The organism is Nocardioides sp. Soil805 (assembly GCF_001429625.1).
In the GTDB taxonomy this organism is placed as follows: domain Bacteria; phylum Actinomycetota; class Actinomycetes; order Propionibacteriales; family Nocardioidaceae; genus Nocardioides.
In genome coordinates this window covers 757796-777416 of record NZ_LMSU01000001.1, presented here as the reverse complement: position 1 = coordinate 777416, position 19621 = coordinate 757796, and the positions used below count along the sequence as shown (strand labels likewise).

The following is a 19621-nucleotide window of genomic DNA, read 5'->3' as shown; positions in this document are numbered from 1 at the left end:
TTGACGTCGAACAGGTGTTCGATGGAGAATGGGACATGCCCACCGCCCCCGCCTCCGACGTAGCGCTGATCGCGCGAGTCCGGGAGGCGGACGCCGAGGCTCGGGCGGCGCAGGTCCGGGTGTTCCTGCTCGCGGCCGAGTGGGCCGACGCCCATCTCGATCCCGATGCCCCCGCGCCGGGCGGTGAGTGCCTCCACGGGTGCCGCGCCGCCGACCGGCACGACGTCGAGGTCGGTGACTTCGGCGGTGGGTGTGCCGAGGGGTGCGTGGGGGACCCGGACGGCTTCCACGACCCCTTCATCCCGGTCGTGCGCTGGGACGCCGCCGCACCGTTCGCCGCCGCGATCGGCCGCACCAGCCAGGCGGGGTCGCTGATGATCCGCGACGCACTGCTCGCCCGGCACCGCCTCCCGCGGGTGTGGCGGCGGGTCGAGGCGGGCGAGGTGGAGCCGCACAAGGCGCGCATGCTCGCCCAGTCCGTGATCGGCCGGCCGCGGGACGTCTCCCAGCACGTCGACCAGCAGCTCGCCCCGGTGGCCCACAAGATCGGCCGTGTGGCGCTCGAGCGGGCGATCGACGAGGCGATGCTGCGGCTCTACCCGGAGCAGCGCGAGGCCGACCAGCTCGAGGCCCTCGACCGTCGGTTCGTCACCCTCCACGTCGACTCGATCAACCACGTCGGCATCGCCGACATGTCGGTGCGGGGCGACTGGAAGGACCTCCACGACTTCGACCGGGCGCTGTCCCGGTCGCGATCGCCCTCGCTGCGCAGGACGAGGCGGACGGCCTCGTGCCCGACTCCCTCGACGTACGCCGCTCGCGTGCGGTCGGCGTGCTGGCCGACCCGGCGGCGGCCCTCGCGCTCCTGTCCGGTGAGCACGCACCGCGCCCGTCCAAGCGGGCCGAGCTGGTCCTCACCCTCACCGACGGCAACCTGTCCGGCGACCCCGTCGCCCGCAACGCGACCACCGGCCGCGCCGTGATCGAGCAGGCCGTCCGCGAGTGGTGCGGCCGCACCGACACCCACCTCACGGTGCTGCCCGTGCTCGACCTCGCCGGGCACGACGCGACCGACGCCTACCGCCCCAAGGGCGCCACCGTCCGCCGCGCGGACCTGGTGGCCCAGCGGTGCGTCTTCCCGCACTGCACCCGGGCCGCGACGTCGGGCGACCACGACCACGTCGTGCCCTACGACCACGACGACCCGGCGAGCGGCGGCCCGTCGTGCGACTGCAACATCGCGCCGCTGTGCCGACATCACCACCAGCTGAAGACCCACGCCGGGTGGGGCTACTCGGTGCTCGACACCGGCCTGTGGCTCTGGTCGGACCCGCACGGACAGCAGTTCCTGTGCGACCGGGTGGGCACCACCGACGTCACTCCCGCCCGACCGTGTCGCCAGCGGGAGTGAGGCGGTGGCTCACAGGGCGATCCGCACCCCGTCGATGATCAGGATCAGGCCGAAGAGCGCGAAGAGCGCGGCTGCGCCGTACTTGATGACGTGCTCGGGCAGCTTCCTGCCCAGCACGGCGCCGACCACGATGGCCAGCGCGTCGGCCGCGACCATGCCCACGGTGCTGCCGACCCATGTCCCGAACCAGCCCTCCTGGGTGGCCAGGGTGATGGTCGCCAGCATGGTCTTGTCGCCGAGCTCGGCGAGGAAGAACGCGACGCCCACGGCGAGGATCGCGGCTCCCTGGCTGGTGCGCGCCTTGTCCGCCTCGTCGTCGGTCAGCTCGTCGCCGCGCAGCGTCCAGGCGGCGAAGCCGAGGAACGCCACCCCCGCGACGATCGAGATCCAGTGCTGCTGGTCGGCAAAGGCGTCGCCGATCCAGTAGCCGATCCCGACCGAGGCCAGGTGGACGATGGCGGTGGCCGCGGTGATGCCGATCAGGACGTCACGCACCCGGTAGCGGGCGGCGAAGGTCATGGCCATCAGCTGGCTCTTGTCACCGAGCTCGGCGACGAAGATGACGGCGGTGCTCAACAGGAATGCATACACGGAAGAGGTCCTCTCCGGCCGCGGCCGGAGGGATGTTGCCCAGTCTGGGAGGACCCTTCGACCAGGGCCGTCCGATGAAGGGTCAGCAACTGGTCGAAAGTCTCGTCCGCCACCGAGGTGGCCTGCCGCGCCGGGCCCGGGGGCCAGTGTGTCGACGTGACTGTTGGGGACTACTCCCTTTCGCGGTCGACCCTACAGGCGGGGCCGGCTGAGGTGGCCGGTGGCATGAGCACCCGGCGCGGGGAGTCGCTCGCGGCGCGCGTGGCGGCCACGCAGGAGCGCCGGCAGTCCCCGGTGTCGGCGGAGGACCGCCCGCCACCGACGCGCCACTGCTGGTACGACGGACCCCACGGCCGGCAGGCCGCCCTGCTGCTGGAGTGGCGTCGGGTGGGCGGGGCCTGGAACGGACGCATCGCCGTCGCGGCCCCCGACACCGCCGGCTGGGTGCTGGTCGAGATGTGGGTCGACGGCGGGATGCTCGCGCCTGGGCCACAATGACGCCCGTGACGACGTACGCCGGGGGGACCGGCTCGCTGCCGGTGGGGATGACGCCGGGGGAGCCGCGGGGCCGCGGCGCCGGGTTCTGGGTCCGCACGGTGCTGGGCGCCGCGGTCGGGATCGTGGCAGCGGGGTTGCTGGCGGTGGCCGGCGTGCTGACGGTCTTCGCCCTCGTGGTGACCTCGCCCGAGCAGCCGGGACGCTCCATCGCTGCGCTGCTGTCGGTGCCGGACCTGCGCCGCGACGCGGCCGAGTCGCTGGTCGCCGACGTGGAGGAGTCCCGCGGCCGTGACTTTGCGCCGGCCACCCGGACCGTGCTCGTCGAGGCCGCCGACGAGGCGCTGGGGGACGAGCGCGTGCTGGACGCCCTCGCCTCCGTGCCGGTCGTCGACGGTCGCCTCGACCCCGCGGCGTACGTCGCGGCCGTCGCGCAGGAGCTCGGCGCCCAGGCCGAGGCCACCGACGACGCCGAGGCCCGCCGGGTGCTGTCCACCTTCGCCCGGGAGCTGCCCGACGTCGCGTCGGCCGACGAGGGGAGTGGCGGAGACAGCCTGGAGCTCGTCTCCGGGATGGGGCAGCTGCAGCGCTACGGGTTGGTCGCGGCAGCGGTGGTCGGCGGGCTCGGGCTGCTCGCCCTGCTGGTCGCGACCGCCGTGGCGGTCCGGCGCGGGCTCACCGCTGCCCTCGCCGTCTCCACCTCGCTCGTCATGGCCTCCCTCGTGCTGGCCCCGAGCGAGTGGCTCCTCGACCGCGGCGAGGGCGTCGGGGGCGCCCTGGCCCGGGTGGTGGCCACGGCCGGTGAGCTCGCCGGCCCCGGCCTGGTGTGGTCGTTGCTGCTCGCCTCCGTGGTCCCGCCGGCGCTGTGGTGGGCGGTCCGCTCCACCCGGCGTACGGCCTGATCCGAGGGACGACGCACGACGGCCCGCCCCGCGCGAGGCGGGACGGGCCGTGTGGTGGAGCGAGTGCGCTCAGGCGGGGACGAGCGCGTCCTGGGGAGCGTCCTCGCGCCAGGCCCGGCCGGTACGCCGCGCGTTGTAGGCGTCGAGGTCGAGGATGCCCTCGCGCTTGGCCACGATCGTCGGGACGAGCGCCTGGCCTGCCACGTTGGTGGCGGTGCGGCCCATGTCGAGGATCGGGTCGATCGCCAGCAGCAGGCCCACGCCCTCGAGCGGGAGGCCCAGGGTCGACAGGGTCAGCGTCAGCATCACGGTGGCGCCGGTGACGCCCGCGGTGGCGGCCGAGCCGATGACCGACACGAACGCGATCAGGACGTAGTCGGTGACCGACAGGTCCAGGCCGAAGAACTGCGCCACGAAGATCGCCGAGATGGCCGGGTAGATCGACGCGCAGCCGTCCATCTTGGTCGTCGCGCCGAGCGGCACGGCGAAGGACGCGTAGGCACGCGGGACGCCCAGGTTGCGCTCGGTGACCGACTGGGTGAGCGGCATGGTGCCCACCGACGATCGGGACACGAAGGCCAGCGAGATCGCCGGCCAGGCACCGGAGAAGAACTGCTTGGCCGACAGGCCGTTGAGGCGGAGCAGCACGGGGTAGACGCCGAGCAGCACCAGCACCAGGCCGGCGTAGATCGCGACCGTGAAGGTGCCCAGCGAGCCGAGGGCATCCCAGCCGTAGGTCGCGACGGCGTTGCCGAGCAGGCCGACGGTGGCGATCGGGGCGAGCAGGATGACCCACCACAGCACCTTCTGGACCACGGTCAGCGCCGAGCGCACGACGGCCAGGAACGAGTCGGCGTCCGAGCCGACCTTGAGGGTCGCGATGCCCACGGCGATGGCGACGACGAGGATCTGCAGCACGTTGAAGGACAGGCCGACCGACCCGTCGTCACCCGCGCTGCCCTCGAGGCCGAGGACGTTGGCCGGCACCAGGCCGGTGAGGAAGTCCAGCCAGGAGCCCGTGGTGGACGGCGCGGCCGCGGCGTCCGCGGAGACGCTGGCGTGGTCGCCGGGCTGCAGCACCAGGCCCAGCACCATGCCGATGCCCACGGCGATCAGCGCGGTGATGGCGAACCAGGCGAGGGTCTTCCACGCCAGGCGGGCGGCACCGGTGACGTCGCGCAGGTTGGCGATCGAGGCGACGATCGCCAGGAAGACCAGGGGCGGCACGATCGTGCGCAGCAGGGTGACGAAGACGCCGCCCACGGTGGTGAGGGTCTCGGTCAGCCAGTTGGGGTCGGTGACGCCGGCGGCGTCCACCGAGTCGGGGCCCATGGCGCGGGCGACGAGCCCGAGGACGACTCCGAGCGCGAGTCCGATCAGGACCTGGACGCCGAAGGAGGGGAGGCGGAGGCGACGCGAGGGACGCCCCGTCTCCGTAACTGGAGTATTCATACTGAAAAGATAACCTTTCGGTCCGGCACGCGACGATCGCGGGTGCCGAGGGATGCAGGACGGTCAGTCGACGGCGCGGGAGGGGCGACAGAGCGCGCTCCCGGTGCGCACGAGGTCGACGGCACGACGCTGCGTCAGCAGGTCACCCACCGTGGCGGGGAAGGTCGTGGGGGCTCGCACGTCAGCCACAACCGGCGGGGCACCGGGCGGATTCCGTGGTTCCCGTCACAGGGGGGTCGAGGCCTGCCTAGGGTGCGCGCCATGACCTCCCGTCTCGGCCTCCTGGTCGCCCTCGTCGTCCCTGCCGTCCTCCTCGCGCCGGCGGTTGCGCACGCGGAGAAGGTCGAGACGACGGATCCCGCCGGGGACGTCGTGAGCGTCGGCCCGACGGAGCAGGGCGACGAAGACCTGGACAACCTCGTGCCCGCCCCCGAGAACCTGACCGCGGACGTCGTCCGTACCGTCGTCGACCACGCGGACCCGCGCCTCCGGGTGCGCATCGACCTCCGCGAGCTCGGCCGGTCGAGGAACTACTTCGCGGTCCTGCAGGTACGCACCCCCGCGGGCACCTTCGAGGTGGAGACGGACGACCTGGGCCGCCGGCCGGAGGTCGAGATGACGCACCGGAATCGCGCCGTCGAGTGCCCGCGGTTGCGAGCCGTCGGCGACCGTGACGCCGCCCGAGCGGTGATCACGATCCCGACGTCCTGCCTCGGGGCTCCTCGCTGGGTCCAGGTCGGCGTCGGCGTCGCGTCCCTCGAGACCGTGACCGCCGCCGACGGGGCGGAGCAGGTCGTCGTGTTCGCCGACGACGCCCACCGCGCCGGGACGATCAGCGACGAGAACCTGACCAAGGGACCCAAGGTCCGCCGCGGCTGACTCCTCACCGGGCCAGGAGCACGATCACCTCGTAGTGGGTGGTCTGCGGGAACATGTCGAGCACCCGGGCCTCGACCGCTCGCAGCGACGGCATCAGCGCCAGGTCGCGGGCCAGTGACTCCGCGTGGCACGACGAGTAGACGACGTACGACGCGCTGCTCGCCTCCAGCCAGCGCGCGAGGTCCCCGCCGATCCCGCGCCGGGGCGGGTTGACGACCACGAGGTCGGGCGCGGCCGGCTGGGCGAGCGCCCACGCGGTCGCGTCCCCCGCGACGAACCCCACGCCCGCCGGTGCGGTCGCCTGCGCAGCGGCCACTGCCTCCGCGGACACCTCCACGCCGGTGACGTCACGGCCGGGACCGGCGACGGCGAGCGCGAAGCCGCCGACACCGCAGTACAGGTCCCACGCGGTCCGCACGTCGGGCAGCCCCGCCACCCACTCGCGCGCCTGGGCGTAGAGGGCGGCGGCGACGACGGTGTTGGTCTGGAAGAACCCCTGCGGGCGCAGCGCCAGCTCGAGGCCCTCCAGTCGCATCGGCAGCGACGACTCCGGGGTCAGCGCGATCTCGCGCTCACCCTCCAGGACCGCCGCGTGCGCGGGCTGGACGTTGAGGGACACCACCAGCAGGGACGGGAGGGCGTCCAGCAGCCAGGGCAGGTGCTTGCGGATGCGGGCCTCGTCGGCGGTCGAGCGCACGACCAGCCGCAGCATGAGCTCGCCGTCGGGCGACTCGGTGAGCAGCACGTGCTTGAGCTCCCCGCGACGCGTCGACACGTCGTACGGCGTGAGGCCGGCGCGCGTGATGAACGCGGCGACCACCTCCAGCGCGGTCGTCAGGCCCGGGGAGTGCAGCGCGCAGTCGCGCAGGTCGACGCCGGTGCGGGTGCGGTCGAGGATCCCCAGCGTGGGCGAGGCGGAGGTTCCGCCGACCGCCATCTTGGCCTTGTTGCGGAACCCCGCGTCCGGCCCGGCCACCGTCGGCAGCCAGCTCGGCGACGGCACCAGCGAGCGCGCGTGCGTCTCCTTGTCGGAGAGCTGCTGCGCGCGCGGCACCTCCAGCAGCGTGCAGGAGCGGCAGCGGTACGCGTCGTAGTGGTGGCAGTCCACGCGGATGCCGGTCGTCAGCCGCGCAGCCGGCCCATCCACTCCTCGACCTCCACCGAGGTGCGGGGGAGCGCGGCGGAGAGGTTCTGCGAGCCGTCTGCGGTGACGAGGATGTCGTCCTCGATGCGGATGCCGATGCCGCGCAGCTCCTCGGGGACGAGCAGGTCGTCCTCCTGGAAGTACAGACCCGGCTCGACGGTCAGGACCATGCCCTCGGCGAGGTCGCCCTTGGGGTAGATGTCCACCGACGAGCGGCCGCAGTCGTGCACGTCCATGCCGAGCATGTGCGAGGTGCCGTGCAGCGTCCAGCGGGCGTAGACCTTGGACTCGGGGTCCAGCGCCTCCTGCGCCGACACCGGCAGCAGGCCCAGGTCGGCGAGACCGTGGGCGAGGACCTCCATCGCGGCGTTGTGGGCGGCGAGGAACGGCACACCCGGCCGGACCGCGTCGATGCCGGCCTGCTGGGCGGCGTGTACGAGGTCGTAGAGGTCGCGCTGCACCGGCGTGAAGCGGCCGTCGACCGGCAGGGTGCGCGTGACGTCGGCGGTGTAGAGGTTGCGGCCCTCGACGCCCATGTCGAGCAGCACCAGCTCACCGGGCGTGATCGGGCCGGTGTTGTCGATCCAGTGCAGCGTCGTGGCGTGCGAGCCTCCACCGACGATCGAGTCGTAGCCGATGTCGTTGCCCATCGTGCGGGCCCGGCGGAAGAAGGTGCCCTCGATCCAGCGCTCGCCGTGCTCGAGGACGCGGTCCCACTCGCGCACGGAGTCCTCGAAGCCGAGGGTGGTGATGTCGCACGCCTCCTGGAGCTCGGCGACCTCCCACTCGTCCTTGACCAGGCGCAGCTCGTCGGCCACGCGGGCCAGGTCCTCGTCGGTGGTGATGTCGCGGGTCTTGCGGTCGTCGTCGAAGGAGGGCAGGTCCTCGACGTGGCGGACCTCGATGCCGAGCGAGTCGGAGATCTCGCGGGCCGAGGGCCGGCGACCGGCCCACAGCTCGCCGTACTGCCGGTCGCGGAAGAACTCGTCGGTGTCGCGCTCGGAGCGCGGCCGGGCGTAGAGCGTCGCGTCCCCGTCGTCGATGACCAGCACCGCGTCGGAGGTCTGGTTGCCCGAGAAGTAGGTGTGCGCGGTGTCCGGGCGGAACCGGTAGTCGGTGTCGTTGGCACGCACCTTGAAGGTGCCTGCGGGCAGCACCAGCCGCTCGCCGGGGAAGGCGTCGGCCAGCGCAGCGCGACGCCGCGCGGCGTGCTCGGTGATGGGGTGCCGGGGAACGTCGAGCTCGCGCTCGCCCCAGCCGGTGCGCATGAAGGCGGCGTACGCCGCGGGCACGGCCGGGTCGTGCGACTCGGTGGCCAGCTGGCTGCCGGTCTCGGAGGTGGCGACGTCGGGCTCGGTGGGCTGCTCCTCGTTCACGCGGTCACTGTACGCCGGGGCGAGGGGGGCGCTCCGTTAGGCTTCCGCGCATGCCGAGACGACGTCGCGACAGCGTTGCCTTCACCGTCGTCGTGACGGTGTTGGTGCTGCTGGGAGCCCTGGTGATGGCCCTGGTCGTCGCCCTCTCCGGCGCCCCCGGCTCCCTGGCCCTGGCCGCCCTGCTGGCGGCCCTCCCGGTGGGCCCGCTGGTCGGGTGCTTCATGTGGCTCGACCGCTACGAGCCCGAGCCCCGGTCCCTGCTGGTCGCCGGCCTGCTGTGGGGCGCCTTCGTGGCGACCGCCGCGGCGCTCGTCTTCCAGGGCATCGGCATGGCGGGCGGCGCGAGCGACGGCGAGAGCCTCTCGGTCCTGGCCCCGGTGACCGAGGAGCTCACCAAGGGAGCGTTCCTGGTGCTGCTCCTGTGGTGGCGTCGCCACGAGCTCGACGGCGTGCTGGACGGCATCGTCTACGCCGGGATGGTCGGCATCGGCTTCGCCTTCACCGAGAACATCCTCTACCTGGCGGCGGCGTACGACGGCACGGACGGCCTCGGACCGGGTGGCACCGAGGCACTGACCGGCACCTTCATCCTGCGCTGCATCGTGAGCCCGTTCGCGCACCCGTTCTTCACCGCCTTCATCGGCGTGAGCGTCGGCCTGGCCGTGGCCGCGCGCAGCGGAGCCCTGCGCCTGGTGCTGCCGCTGCTCGGATACGTCGCGGCCGTGCTCGCCCACAGCCTCTGGAACACCGCCACCCTGACGGGCACCGACAACTTCCTCGTGGTCTACGGGACCCTGATGCTGCCGGCCTTCCTCGGCTTCGTCGCCTTCGCGCTCTACCGGCGCCGTTCCGAGCACGGGATGATGCGCGCCGCCCTCGAGGACGCCGCGGCCCGAGGGCTCATCCCCGCCACCGACATCCCCTGGCTGGTCGACCTCCGGGCCCGTCGCCACGCCCGTGCGTTCGCCCGCAGGGGTGGGGGAGCGCAGGCTGAACGCGCCATGCGGGAGTACCAGGCCGCCGCGATCGAGCTCGCCTACCTCCATCACCGCTATCTTCGCGGGACGGCACCGCGCGACTTCGCCCAGCGCGGGCACGACCACGTCGAGCAGCTCAACGCCGTGCGCCCCTACATTGCCTTCCCCGGACAGGTGGTACCCACCAGATGACCGAGCTCCAGTCCCGCCAGGAGAGCGCGGACAGCACGAAGATGCTGACCGCGCTCGTGCGGCTGCGCGGTGCGCTGCAGGAGGTCCGGCTGCCACTGGAGCTGCCCAGCGCCCCGGACCAGCGCCAGGCGCAGGGGGAGATGGTCGACCAGCTGGAGGACTACGTCATCCCCCGCCTGATGACGATCGACGCACCGCTGCTCACCGTCGTCGGCGGCTCGACCGGCGCCGGCAAGTCGACGCTGGTCAACTCGCTCGTCGGCACCCGCGTCACCCAGCCCGGCGTGCTGCGCCCGACGACCCGTTCGCCGGTCCTGGTGCACAACCCGGCCGACGCGCAGTGGTTCGGCCAGGACCGGTTGCTGCCGGAGCTCGAGCGGGTCTCCCGCAGCACCAACGACCCCGAGGCGCTCCAGCTGGTGCCCTCCGAGACGGTGCCGGTCGGACTGGCCATCCTGGACGCGCCCGACATCGATTCGGTGGAGGAGCGCAACCGCACCCTGGCCGCCCAGCTGCTCGCGGCCGCCGACCTGTGGCTCTTCGTCACGTCCGCCGCGCGCTACGCCGACCAGGTGCCGTGGGAGTTCCTGCGCAAGGCGGCTGAGCGCTCGGCCGCGGTGGCGATCGTGCTGGACCGCACCCCGCCCGAGGCGGTGGAGACCGTGTCGACCCACCTGGCCAGGATGCTCGCCTCGCGCGGCCTCAAGGACTCGCCGCTGTTCACCGTGACCGAGGGCGGGGTCACCGAGGACGGCCTGCTGCCGCGTGAGTCGGTGGGCGACATCCGGGCCTGGCTGGAGTCGCTGGCCGCCGACGCCGACGCTCGCTCCGCAGTGGTGCGGCAGACGCTGGAGGGTGCGATCCGCACGCTGTCGCGGCGTACCCACTCCGTCGCCGACGCCGCGACCGAGCAGGTCGACGCCGTACGACGCCTGCGCGAGGACGTCAACCGGTCCTACGACCAGGCCGTGGCTGCCGTCTCCGAGGCGTCGGCCGACGGCACCCTGCTGCGCGGGGAGGTGCTCGCCCGCTGGCAGGAGTTCGTCGGGACGGGCGAGCTGCTCAAGTCGCTCGAGACCCGCGTCGGGTGGCTGCGCGACCGCGTCGTCAACGCCGTCAAGGGCAAGCCCCAGCAGGCCGAGCGGGTCACCGTGGCCGTCGAGTCCGGCCTCGAGACGCTCATCCTCGAGCACGCCGAGGCGGCCGCCGAGCGGTCCGAGGCGTCGTGGCAGTCGACCGCGGCCGGGCAGCTGCTGCTGAGCGGCAGTGGTGAGGACCTCGGGCGGGCGTCACGCGACTTCCGTCGCCGCGCGGAGCGGGCGGTGCGCGACTGGCAGTCCGACGTGCTGGAGATGGTGCGCACCGAGGGGGCCGACAAGCGGTCCACCGCCCGCTTCCTGGCCTTCGGGGTCAACGGGCTCTCGGTCGCGCTGATGGTCGTGGTCTTCGCGCACACCGCCGGGGTCACCGGAGCCGAGGCCGGCATCGCCGGTGGCTCGGCGGTGCTGGGGCAGAAGCTCCTCGAGGCGGTCTTCGGCGACCAGGCCGTGCGCTCGCTCGCCGAGCGTGCCCGACGCGACCTCGAGGTCAAGGTCACCGACCTGCTCGACGCCGAGCGGCGCCGCTACCTCGAGCTCCTCGACGGCCTCGAGATCTCCCCGGAGACCCCCGAGAAGCTGCGCACCGCGGCACGTCGCGTCGACGACCTGCGCTTCGCCGCCAGCACGGCCGGGACGGCCCGTACCCCCACGACGGGTGCGGAAGCGTCCGAGCCGGGCCCGGACGCTTAGGGTGGGACCCCGATCCAACCTGCAGTCGACGAGGGAGAACATGTCGTCCTTGCTCGAGGGAGCCAAGAAGCTGGTGTCCCGGAGTTCTGACATCGGTGCACGCGTGCAAGGTCTCGAGCAGGCCGTGCAGGCTGCGCGTGGACGCGTCGACGACGCGATCCTCGACGACGCCCAGGCGGTGGTCGACCGGGCCAGCAGCCGCCTGAAGCTGTCCGCCGAGCACACCGTGGTCGCCCTGGCCGGGGCTACCGGGTCGGGCAAGTCGTCGACGTTCAACGCGTTGACCGAGCTCGAGCTCTCCGCGGTCGGCGTGCGACGACCGACCACGTCGTGGGCCACGGCCTGCGTGTGGGGTCGCGACGGAGCCGAGGAGCTGCTCGAGTGGCTCGGCATCCCCGCCCGCCACCAGGTCACGCGCGACTCGATGCTCTCCGCCGGCCGCGAGGACCCGGAGCTCCAGGGCGTGGTCCTGCTCGACCTGCCCGACCACGACTCCACCGAGGTCTCCCACCACCTCGAGGTCGACCGGCTGGTCAAGCTGGCCGACATGCTGGTGTGGGTCCTGGACCCCCAGAAGTACGCCGACGCGGCCATCCACGACCGCTACCTCGCCCCGCTCAACGCGCACCGCGACGTGATGATGGTGGTGCTCAACCACATCGACACCGTCCCCGAGGACCGCCGCGAGGGCATGCTCGCGGACGTACGCCGCCTGCTCGAGGCCGACGGTCTCGCAGGCGTCCCGGTGGTCGGCGTGAGCGCCCGCCACGGCATCGGGATCCCCGACCTCCGGGCAGCCATCGCCGCGAAGGTGGCCGAGAAGAAGGCCACCCGTGCCCGGCTCACCGCCGACCTGCGCAGCGCCGCCGAGCGCGTGCAGGAGGCGTCGGGCACGGCGAGGAGCCGGTCGCTCTCCACCGAGCGAGTGGCCGCCCTCGACGACGCCTTCGCCGACGCCGCGGGGGTGCCGACCGTCGTGCGGGCCGTGGAGACCTCCACCCGCATGCGGGCCAACCGCGCCACCGGCTGGCCGGTCGTCGCGTGGTTCTCCAAGCTCAAGCCGGACCCGCTCAAGCGCCTCCACCTCGACCTCGGCTCGGCCGGCAAGGAGCTCACCGGCTCGGCACGGACGTCGGTCCCGCAGGCCGCCGGGGTGCAGCGGGCCCGCGTCGACACCGAGGTCCGCGCCCTCGCCGACCAGGTGTCGGAGGGCATGGCCCCGGCGTGGAGCAGCGCGATCCGCAAGGCGTCGGTGTCCCGGCTGCCCGACCTCGGCGACCGGCTCGACCGGGCCGTCGCGTCGACCGACCTCGGGGCGGACAAGATCCCCGCCTGGGCCGGGCTGGTCCGGGTGCTGCAGTGGGCGCTGATCCTGGTCGCGGTCGCCGGCTTCGTGTGGCTGGGCGCGCTCTTCGGTGCCGCCTACCTCGGGCTCGACGGAGCGTCCACGCCCGAGTGGGCGGGGATCCCGATCCCCACGATCATGCTGCTCGGGGGGATCGCCGTCGGGGTGCTGCTCGCGCTCGTCTGCCGGGTGCTGGTCTCCCTGACCGCCAAGCGGCGCGCTCGCGCGGCCGACAAGCGCCTGCGGGACGCCATCTCCGGGGTCTCGCAGGAGATCGTGGTGGAGCCCATCCGGGCCGAGCTCGCGTCCTACACCGCCGCCTCCGAGGGCCTGGCGACAGCCCTGAAGTAGCGCACCGACGGGCCGTGCGGTCTCCACAGGCCCACCGGGGACGCGTCCCCTCCACAGGGTGCGTGCGTCGTACGACGCGGTGTCGGTGCTGCTGCGCAGCCTTGGGCCTCGAGGGCGGACGTGCCGCCCCACCCGAGGAGGCATGAGATGAACGAGACGATCGTGACCCTGAACGGCTGGGTCGGCAGCGAGGTGGAGGTCCACGACGCGGGCGGGCAGGCGCTGGCCACCTTCCGCGTGGCCAGCACGTCGCGACGCCGCAAGGGCGACGAGTGGGTCGACGGCACGACGACCTGGTTCAAGGTCAAGGCGTGGCGGCGACTGGCCGGCCACGTCAAGGAGTCGCTGCGCGTCGGTGACCCGGTGATCATCACCGGCCGGCTCGAGGCCGACGTCTGGGTCCGCGAGGACGGCACCTCGAGCACCCAGCTCGTGGTCACCGCGACCTCGGCGGGCCACGACCTGGCCCGCGGCACGTCGCTCTACACCAAGCCGGGACGCAGCGAGTCCCAGCCGTCGGGCAGCGACCCCTGGGACCCGGCCGTGGCCCCGACGGCGGGGGAGAGCGCCGAGGTCGCCCCGGACGAGGAGACCGCGGAGGCCGCCTGACCCGCGGCCGGGGCCCGTCCGGGCGGCGCGGACCCCCGCCGGGGCGACCCCGGCCGTCCGCCGGTTGTCCTGCGGGGTGCCACGACCCGTAGGCTCAGGCGCATGGCTGAGTACGTCTTCACACTGCGCAACGTGCGCAAGGCCCACGGTGACAAGGTCGTCCTCGACAACGTCACCCTCTCCTTCCTCCACGGCGCCAAGATCGGCGTCGTCGGACCCAACGGCACGGGCAAGTCCTCCCTCCTCAAGATCATGGCGGGGCTCGACCACGCCAACAACGGCGACGCGATCCTCGACCCCGAGGCCACGGTCGGCATGCTCCAGCAGGAGCCGCCGCTCACCGAGGGCAAGACCGTCCTGGAGAACGTCGAGGAGGCGGTCGGCGAGATCAAGGGCAAGCTCGACCGCTACAACGAGATCTCCGAGCTGATGGCCGACCCGGACGCCGACTTCGACACCCTCCTCGCCGAGATGGGCGACCTGCAGACCGACCTGGACCACGCGAGCGCGTGGGACCTCGACAGCCGCCTCGACCAGGCCATGGACGCGCTGCGCTGCCCGCCGCCGGACGTGCTGGTCGACAACCTGTCCGGTGGTGAGCGTCGCCGCGTGGCGCTGTGCAAGCTGCTGCTCCAGCAGCCCAGCCTGCTGCTCCTCGACGAGCCCACCAACCACCTCGACGCCGAGTCGGTCCAGTGGCTCGAGGGCCACCTCGCCTCCTATCCGGGCGCCGTCCTGGCCGTGACCCACGACCGCTACTTCCTCGACAACGTCGCCTCGTGGATCCTGGAGCTCGACCGTGGCCAGGCGCACCCCTACGAGGGCAACTACACGACGTACCTCGAGACCAAGAAGAGCCGCCTCAAGATCGAGGGCCAGAAGGACGCCAAGCGGGCCAAGGTCCTCGAGCGCGAGCTCGAGTGGGTCCGGTCCAACGCCAAGGCCCGTCAGACCAAGAGCAAGTCTCGCCTGGCGCGCTACGAGGAGATGGCGGCCGAGGCCGACCGGATGCGCAAGATCGACACCTCCGAGATCAACATCCCGGCCGGTCCGCGCCTCGGCGACGTCGTGCTCGAGGCCCACGACCTGGCCAAGGGCTTCGAGGGGCGCACCCTCATGCACGACCTGGAGTTCTCGCTGCCCCGTGCCGGCATCGTCGGCGTGATCGGACCCAACGGCGTCGGCAAGACCACCCTGTTCCGGATGATCACCGGCGAGGAGCAGCCCGACTCCGGCGAGCTCAAGGTCGGCCAGACGGTCAAGATCTCCTACGTCGACCAGAGCCGTGGCGGCATCGACCCCAACAAGAACGTCTGGGAGGTCGTCTCGGACGGCCTCGACTTCATCAAGGTCGCCAACTTCGAGATGAACTCGCGGGCCTACGTCGCCTCCTTCGGCTTCAAGGGCCCCGACCAGCAGAAGAAGGCCGGCGTGCTGTCCGGTGGTGAGCGCAACCGCCTCAACCTCGCGCTGACGCTCAAGATGGGCGGCAACATGCTGCTCCTCGACGAGCCCACCAACGACCTGGACGTCGAGACCCTGTCCTCGCTGGAGGACGCGCTCCTGGAGTTCCCCGGCTGCGCCGTGGTCACCTCCCACGACCGGTGGTTCCTCGACCGCGTCGCGACCCACATCCTCGCCTGGGAGGGCGACGAGGAGGACCCGGCCCGCTGGTTCTGGTTCGAGGGCAACTTCGCGTCGTACGAGGAGAACAAGATCGAGCGCCTCGGCGTCGAGGCGGCCCGCCCGCACCGCGTGACGCACCGCCGCCTGACGCGCGACTGACGCGCGTCTGACGCACCGCACGACCACGTACGACGGCCCGGCACGCGCGATGCGTGCCGGGCCGTCGTCGTCGCTCAGGAGCCGGTGGCCCCGTCGCGCAGGTCCATCTCCGGGTGCGCGCTGATGAGCTGGTCGGTCACCGCGTCCATCGCCCGGCCCAGCGCAGCGAAGTCGCTGCCGTCGACCCGGTCGACGAGGTAGGCGCGGACGCCCTCGACATGGCGCGGGGCAGCCTCGACGAGCAGCGCGTAGCCCTTGTCGGTCATCGTCGCGACGATGCCGCGGCCGTCCTCGGGGGTGGTGCCGCGCACGACGTAGCCGGCGCGCTCCATCCGGTCGACGGTGTGGGTCACCCGGCTGCGCGAGTGGGCCAGCGCGTCGGCCAGCTGGGCCATCCGCAGGGATCGCCCGGGACGCTCGGAGAGCCGGACGAGGATCTCGTACTCGGTGAGCGAGATGTTGAACTCCCGCCGCAGGTCGTCGTCGAGCCGGTCCATGAGGAGGGTCGAGCCGACCACGAGAGCGCGCCAGGAGCGCTGCTGGTCCTCGTCGAGCCACTGTGGCTCGGGCGTTGCGGAGGGCATGCGGACTTCTCTCTCGTACGGAGGCACGGCGTCAGGCGACGGGAGCGTGCCCGTCGGGCCTCGACCCTAACCATGGCGGTCCGGCCTTGCAGCCGAACCGCCCCACGCCGGGCTCAGCCGAGGCGCTCGAGGATGAGGGCCATGCCCTGGCCGCCGCCGACGCACATGGTGATGAGGCCGGTGGTCTTGTCGTGCCAGTCGAGCGAGTTGAGCATGGTGTTCTGCAGGCGCGCGCCGGTCATGCCGAACGGGTGGCCGACCGCGATCGCGCCACCGTTGACGTTGAGCCGGTCGATGTCGATGCCGAGGTCCTGGTACGACGGGACGACCTGGGCCGCGAAGGCCTCGTTGATCTCCACGAGGTCGATGTCGCCGATGCTCATGTTGGCGTGGGCCAGCGCCCGCTTCGTGGCCTCCACCGGCCCGAGGCCCATGATCTCGGGGGAGAGGCCGGAGACGCCGGTCGACACGATCCGCGCGAGCGGGGTCAGCCCGAGCTCGGCGGCCTTGGTGTCGGACATGATGACGACCGCGGCGGCACCGTCGTTGAGGGCGCAGCAGTTGCCTGCGGTCACGACGCCGTCGGGGCGGAAGACCGGCTTGAGGTCCTTGATCGCGTCGTAGGTGACGCCGGCGCGCGGGCCGTCGTCGGTGGACACGACGGTGCCGTCGGGGGTGGTGACGGGGGTGATCTCGCGGGCCCAGAAGCCGTCGTTGATCGCCTTCTCGGCGAGGTTCTGCGAGCGCACGCCGAACTCGTCGAGCTCCTGGCGCGACAGGCCGCGCAGGCGGGCGACGTTCTCGGCCGTCTGGCCCATCGCGATGTAGGCGTCGGGGAGCAGGCCGTCCTCGCGCGGGTCGTGCCAGTCGACACCGCCCTCGGCGGTCTTCGCCGTGCGGGACTGGGCCTCGTCGAAGCGCGGGTTGACGGTGTGGGGGATGTGGTCGGAGGTGCCCTTGGCGAAGCGGGACACGGTCTCCACGCCGGCGGAGACGAAGATGTCGCCCTCGCCGGCCTTGATGGCGTGGAAGGCCATCCGGGTGGTCTGCACGGAGGAGGCGCAGTAGCGGGTGATGGTCGCACCGGGGACGTCGTCCATGCCGTTGAGCACGTTGACGACCCGACCCATGTTGTTGCCGCTCTCGCCGCCGGGCAGGCCGCAGCCGAGGTAGAGGTCGTCTACGGTGTTCGGGTCCAGGCCCGGGACCTTGTCCAGCGCGGCCTTGACGATCAGGGCGCTGAGGTCGTCGGGCCGGAAGTCCACCAAGGACCCCTTGTTGGCGCGGCCGATGGGGGAACGCGCTGCGGAAACGATCACTGCCTCGGGCATGGGGACTCCGGATGTCGGGGACGGTGGGGTGTCGCGTGGCTCACCCTAGACGGGCGCGCTCAGAGGTGGAACACGTTCTCGTGTGGTCTGGGTCATGCGGGCCGGGGTGGGTCCACGAGGGACCCGAGGAGCAGCTCGAGGCTCGAGCGGAGGAACGCCGGACGTTGGCGTGCCGGGCGCTGGAGGGCCGCGAGCAGCACCCCGTCGAGCGCGGCCACGACGGTCGCGGCACGGGTGGCGTCGTCCGGGTGGCCGCCCGCCTCGAGCGTGCGTCGTACGACCTCGACGAGCTGGGCGCGCCACGACGCCATGGCGACCGCCAGCTCCTCGTCGCGCGTGGCGGCGAGGGTGAGCTCGAGGCGGGCGAGCACCAGCTCGGGGTGCGAGAGCCAGCGGCGGAAGAGCGCCCCGGTCTCGCGGACCGCCCGCGCGACGCTGTGGTCGCCGGCGGCCAGGGTGTCGGACAGGTCGGCCACGTCCTGCACCAACCGGTCGGAGACGTGCTCGGCGACGGCCTGCTGGAGCGCCGCCCGGCTGCGGAAGTAGGCCGACGAGCTGCCCTCGGGGAGCCCGGCCTCGCGATCGATGCCCCGGTGGGTCAGTCCCTTGAGCCCGTGCCCGGCCAGCACGACGACGGCGGCGTCGAGGATCTCGAGGCGACGCGGTGACGGGGGTGCGGGCACGGGTCCTCCTGGGGTGAGCGACGACACTACCGCCGCAGTTGTGGTGGCCGCAGGCTCGGCGTAACCTCTACAAACGTAGAGATTCTACAAATGTAGAAAGGACTTACCATGACCTTCCAGCTGCTCCCCGACATCGCGCCGTTCGTCACCGCGTTCTTCGTCGTGGCCGCCGTGGCCCTCGTCGCCACCGTCGCCGTCGCCACCGACTTCCTCGTCGTCAACCACCGCGAGCGCATCGCCCGCTCCGAGTCGATCGGCACCTACTACGGCCAGCTGCACTTCGCGCACTGATCGGCCCCGCTCATCGGTTCTGCTGAACGGCCCCGCTGATCCAGCGGGCGGCACCCTGCGCCACCCGGCGCGCGACTCTGCGACCATCGAGTCGTGCGACATCGCTACGAGTGCCCCCTGCGCTGGGCCGACCTCGACCTCCTGGGCCACGTCAACAACGTGGTGTACGTCGACTACCTCCAGGAGGCGCGTGTCGACATGCTGCGCACGCATGCCCCCGACCAGCGGGCCGACGAGCTCGCCGAGGGCGTGGTCGTGGTGCGCCACGAGGTCAGCTACCTCGCGCCGCTGACCTTCCGGTTCCACCCGGTGAGCATCGAGTGCTGGGTCACCGAGGTCCGCGCCGCCAGCTTCACCATGGCCTACGAGATCTTCGACGAGGACGACGACGGCGTGCGCACGACGTACGTGCGCGCCAGCACCGTCCTCACGCCGTACGTCTTCGCCACCGAGCGACCGCGCCGCCTGACCCCGGAGGAGAAGGACGTGCTGGCGCCCTTCCTCGAGGAGGGCGGGCCGAAGAGCCCTCGGATCGAGCCCGTCGCGCCCTGGGAGCCGGGCCACTTCCCGCTCCACGTGCGCTTCTCCGACGTCGACGTCTACCGCCACGTCAACAACGTGAAGTACTTCGAGTACCTCCAGGAGTCGCGCATCCCGCTCATGCGCGACCTCGTCGAGCACCTGCCCGGCGCCGGCGACACCCGGGTCGTGGTCGCCCAGACCGACGTCGACTACAAGGTCCCGATCCTCTTCCGCCCCGAGCCGTACGACGTGTGGTCGCGCATCACCCACGTCGGGACGCGGTCCTTCACCATCGAGTCGGAGATCCGCGACGGCGACCAGGTGCTCTCGCGGGCGCGGGTCGTGCTGGTCTGCTTCGACCCGGTCGCCGGACGCTCGGTCGATCCCGGTCCCGAGCACCGCGCCGCCATGGTCGCGGCACGCGACGCCTGAGGCGCGACGGCGACGGCCCCGGGGTGGGTCTCACTCCAGGGTGTTGACCATGAACTGCGCCGCGTGGGTGACGTAGTCCCAGAACCGGGCGTCCTGCTCCGCGGTCAGCGACGCCTTGTCGAGCCCGGCGCGGAAGTGCACCAGCCACCGCTCCGCGGCGTGCGGGGTGACCGCGAAGGGAGCGTGCCGCATCCGCAGCCGCGGGTGCCCTCGGGTCTCGGAGTAGGTCGTGGGCCCGCCCCAGTACTGCACGAGGAACATGGCGAACCGATCCTCGGCCGGACCGAGGTCCTCCTCCGGGTAGAGCGGTCGCAGCACCTCGTCCTCGGCCACTCCCTCGTAGAAGGTGTGGACGATCTGGCGGATCGTCTCCTCGCCGCCGATCTCGTCGTAGAAGGTGCTCACCGGCCCATTGTGCCGAGCGACGGGTGAGACGGCCGCATCGGGACACGTGGTCCCGCGTGGAAGACTCCGGACGA

21 protein-coding genes are annotated in these 19621 nt (G+C 72.3%); 12 read left to right on the top strand and 9 right to left on the bottom strand.

The features are described 5' to 3' along the window. Positions 1-35 precede the first annotated feature (35 nt). Together ASG94_RS21225 and ASG94_RS21955 are read left to right on the top strand one after the other, a co-directional pair. Positions 36-983 (top strand): hypothetical protein, encoded by a 948-nt coding sequence (locus tag ASG94_RS21225; RefSeq protein WP_082623908.1) that lies wholly within the window; start codon positions 36-38, stop codon positions 981-983. After that, a complete protein-coding gene (locus ASG94_RS21955) occupies positions 980-1411 on the top strand; it encodes a hypothetical protein (protein ID WP_162260781.1) in 432 nt (143 codons plus the stop codon). The genes ASG94_RS21225 and ASG94_RS21955 overlap by 4 nt, the downstream gene beginning before the upstream one ends. Before the next feature lie 9 nt (positions 1412-1420). On the opposite strand, the gene ASG94_RS03835 is transcribed toward ASG94_RS21955, so the two are convergent. Next, the gene (locus ASG94_RS03835; protein ID WP_235537118.1) at positions 1421-1987 is read right to left on the bottom strand and encodes a TMEM165/GDT1 family protein; all 567 of its coding nucleotides are present in this window, start codon (positions 1985-1987) and stop codon (positions 1421-1423) included. A 240-nt stretch (positions 1988-2227) separates the two neighbouring features. Here ASG94_RS03835 and ASG94_RS03830 point away from each other — a divergent pair, with 240 nt between their 5' ends. Beyond that, complete coding sequence (locus ASG94_RS03830; protein ID WP_056925064.1) at positions 2228-2500, top strand: hypothetical protein; 273 nt, start codon at positions 2228-2230, stop codon at positions 2498-2500. A gap of 5 nt (positions 2501-2505) precedes the next feature. Further along, positions 2506-3399: a hypothetical protein gene (locus tag ASG94_RS03825; RefSeq protein ID WP_056925063.1), complete on the top strand. Its 894-nt coding sequence runs from the start codon at positions 2506-2508 to the stop codon at positions 3397-3399. Between the two features lie 69 nt (positions 3400-3468). Here ASG94_RS03825 and ASG94_RS03820 read toward each other — a convergent pair whose 3' ends face one another. Beyond that, positions 3469-4851, bottom strand: a complete 1383-nt coding sequence (locus ASG94_RS03820; protein WP_056925062.1) for a dicarboxylate/amino acid:cation symporter — start codon at positions 4849-4851, stop codon at positions 3469-3471. Positions 4852-4914: 63 nt separating this feature from the next. Then, positions 4915-5001 carry a putative leader peptide gene (locus ASG94_RS22630; protein WP_407669413.1) on the bottom strand — a complete coding sequence of 29 codons (87 nt, stop codon included), beginning with the start codon at positions 4999-5001 and terminating at the stop codon, positions 4915-4917. 111 nt (positions 5002-5112) lie between these two features. On the opposite strand from ASG94_RS22630, the gene ASG94_RS03815 reads away from it, so the two are divergent. Beyond that, on the top strand, positions 5113-5730 hold the full coding sequence (locus ASG94_RS03815; protein ID WP_056925061.1) for a hypothetical protein: 618 nt from the start codon (positions 5113-5115) through the stop codon (positions 5728-5730). A gap of 4 nt (positions 5731-5734) precedes the next feature. On the opposite strand, the gene rlmC is transcribed toward ASG94_RS03815, so the two are convergent. Together rlmC and ASG94_RS03805 are read right to left on the bottom strand one after the other, a co-directional pair. Next, on the bottom strand, positions 5735-6877 hold the full coding sequence (gene rlmC, locus ASG94_RS03810; RefSeq protein ID WP_235537117.1) for a 23S rRNA (uracil(747)-C(5))-methyltransferase RlmC: 1143 nt from the start codon (positions 6875-6877) through the stop codon (positions 5735-5737). Next, positions 6853-8250 carry an aminopeptidase P family protein gene (locus tag ASG94_RS03805; protein ID WP_200958009.1) on the bottom strand — a complete coding sequence of 466 codons (1398 nt, stop codon included), beginning with the start codon at positions 8248-8250 and terminating at the stop codon, positions 6853-6855. Before ASG94_RS03805 ends, rlmC begins: the two co-directional genes overlap by 25 nt. A 50-nt stretch (positions 8251-8300) precedes the next feature. Here ASG94_RS03805 and ASG94_RS03800 point away from each other — a divergent pair, with 50 nt between their 5' ends. The 5 genes from ASG94_RS03800 (at position 8301) to ettA (ending at position 15299) form a co-directional block, all read left to right on the top strand. After that, positions 8301-9419, top strand: coding sequence for a PrsW family intramembrane metalloprotease (locus ASG94_RS03800; RefSeq protein WP_056925060.1), 1119 nt, complete (start codon positions 8301-8303; stop codon positions 9417-9419). After that, complete coding sequence (locus ASG94_RS03795) at positions 9416-11209, top strand: dynamin family protein (protein ID WP_235537116.1); 1794 nt, start codon at positions 9416-9418, stop codon at positions 11207-11209. The genes ASG94_RS03800 and ASG94_RS03795 overlap by 4 nt, the downstream gene beginning before the upstream one ends. Positions 11210-11249: 40 nt before the next feature. Then, complete coding sequence (locus ASG94_RS03790) at positions 11250-12905, top strand: GTPase (RefSeq protein ID WP_056925059.1); 1656 nt, start codon at positions 11250-11252, stop codon at positions 12903-12905. Between the two features lie 147 nt (positions 12906-13052). Continuing rightward, entirely contained in the window at positions 13053-13514 is a 462-nt protein-coding gene (locus ASG94_RS03785) for a single-stranded DNA-binding protein (RefSeq protein ID WP_056925058.1), read from the top strand. A gap of 102 nt (positions 13515-13616) precedes the next feature. After that, entirely contained in the window at positions 13617-15299 is a 1683-nt protein-coding gene (ettA, locus tag ASG94_RS03780; RefSeq protein ID WP_056925057.1) for an energy-dependent translational throttle protein EttA, read from the top strand. Positions 15300-15373: 74 nt separating this feature from the next. Here the strand turns inward: ettA and ASG94_RS03775 are convergent, their stop codons facing one another. From ASG94_RS03775 to ASG94_RS03765, 3 genes are all read right to left on the bottom strand, one after another. Beyond that, entirely contained in the window at positions 15374-15883 is a 510-nt protein-coding gene (locus ASG94_RS03775; protein WP_056925056.1) for a MarR family winged helix-turn-helix transcriptional regulator, read from the bottom strand. A gap of 113 nt (positions 15884-15996) precedes the next feature. Continuing rightward, positions 15997-17214 carry an acetyl-CoA C-acetyltransferase gene (locus tag ASG94_RS03770; RefSeq protein WP_056925055.1) on the bottom strand — a complete coding sequence of 406 codons (1218 nt, stop codon included), beginning with the start codon at positions 17212-17214 and terminating at the stop codon, positions 15997-15999. A gap of 92 nt (positions 17215-17306) precedes the next feature. Continuing rightward, a complete protein-coding gene (locus tag ASG94_RS03765; RefSeq protein ID WP_056925054.1) occupies positions 17307-17897 on the bottom strand; it encodes a TetR/AcrR family transcriptional regulator in 591 nt (196 codons plus the stop codon). Positions 17898-18005: 108 nt separating this feature from the next. Here ASG94_RS03765 and ASG94_RS03760 point away from each other — a divergent pair, with 108 nt between their 5' ends. Beyond that, on the top strand, positions 18006-18188 hold the full coding sequence (locus tag ASG94_RS03760; RefSeq protein WP_056925053.1) for a hypothetical protein: 183 nt from the start codon (positions 18006-18008) through the stop codon (positions 18186-18188). A gap of 93 nt (positions 18189-18281) precedes the next feature. Continuing rightward, positions 18282-19142, top strand: coding sequence for an acyl-CoA thioesterase (locus ASG94_RS03755; RefSeq protein ID WP_056925052.1), 861 nt, complete (start codon positions 18282-18284; stop codon positions 19140-19142). Between the two features lie 30 nt (positions 19143-19172). On the opposite strand, the gene ASG94_RS03750 is transcribed toward ASG94_RS03755, so the two are convergent. Then, positions 19173-19547: a globin gene (locus ASG94_RS03750; protein WP_056925051.1), complete on the bottom strand. Its 375-nt coding sequence runs from the start codon at positions 19545-19547 to the stop codon at positions 19173-19175. Positions 19548-19621 lie beyond the last annotated feature (74 nt).

Bases quoted from the DNA above. Each gene is read 5' to 3' on its own strand.
- ASG94_RS03775 (WP_056925056.1), bottom strand. From the start codon at position 15,883: ATGCCCTCCGCAACGCCCGAGCCACAGTGGCTCGACGAGGACCAGCAG.
- ASG94_RS03830 (WP_056925064.1), top strand. From the start codon at position 2,228: ATGAGCACCCGGCGCGGGGAGTCGCTCGCGGCGCGCGTGGCGGCCACG.
- ASG94_RS03820 (WP_056925062.1), bottom strand. From the start codon at position 4,851: ATGAATACTCCAGTTACGGAGACGGGGCGTCCCTCGCGTCGCCTCCGC.
- ASG94_RS03795 (WP_235537116.1), top strand. From the start codon at position 9,416: ATGACCGAGCTCCAGTCCCGCCAGGAGAGCGCGGACAGCACGAAGATG.
- ettA (WP_056925057.1), top strand. From the start codon at position 13,617: ATGGCTGAGTACGTCTTCACACTGCGCAACGTGCGCAAGGCCCACGGT.
- ASG94_RS21225 (WP_082623908.1), top strand. From the start codon at position 36: ATGCCCACCGCCCCCGCCTCCGACGTAGCGCTGATCGCGCGAGTCCGG.
- ASG94_RS03770 (WP_056925055.1), bottom strand. From the start codon at position 17,214: ATGCCCGAGGCAGTGATCGTTTCCGCAGCGCGTTCCCCCATCGGCCGC.
- ASG94_RS03800 (WP_056925060.1), top strand. From the start codon at position 8,301: ATGCCGAGACGACGTCGCGACAGCGTTGCCTTCACCGTCGTCGTGACG.
- ASG94_RS03815 (WP_056925061.1), top strand. From the start codon at position 5,113: ATGACCTCCCGTCTCGGCCTCCTGGTCGCCCTCGTCGTCCCTGCCGTC.
- ASG94_RS03760 (WP_056925053.1), top strand. From the start codon at position 18,006: ATGACCTTCCAGCTGCTCCCCGACATCGCGCCGTTCGTCACCGCGTTC.
- ASG94_RS03790 (WP_056925059.1), top strand. From the start codon at position 11,250: ATGTCGTCCTTGCTCGAGGGAGCCAAGAAGCTGGTGTCCCGGAGTTCT.
- ASG94_RS03785 (WP_056925058.1), top strand. From the start codon at position 13,053: ATGAACGAGACGATCGTGACCCTGAACGGCTGGGTCGGCAGCGAGGTG.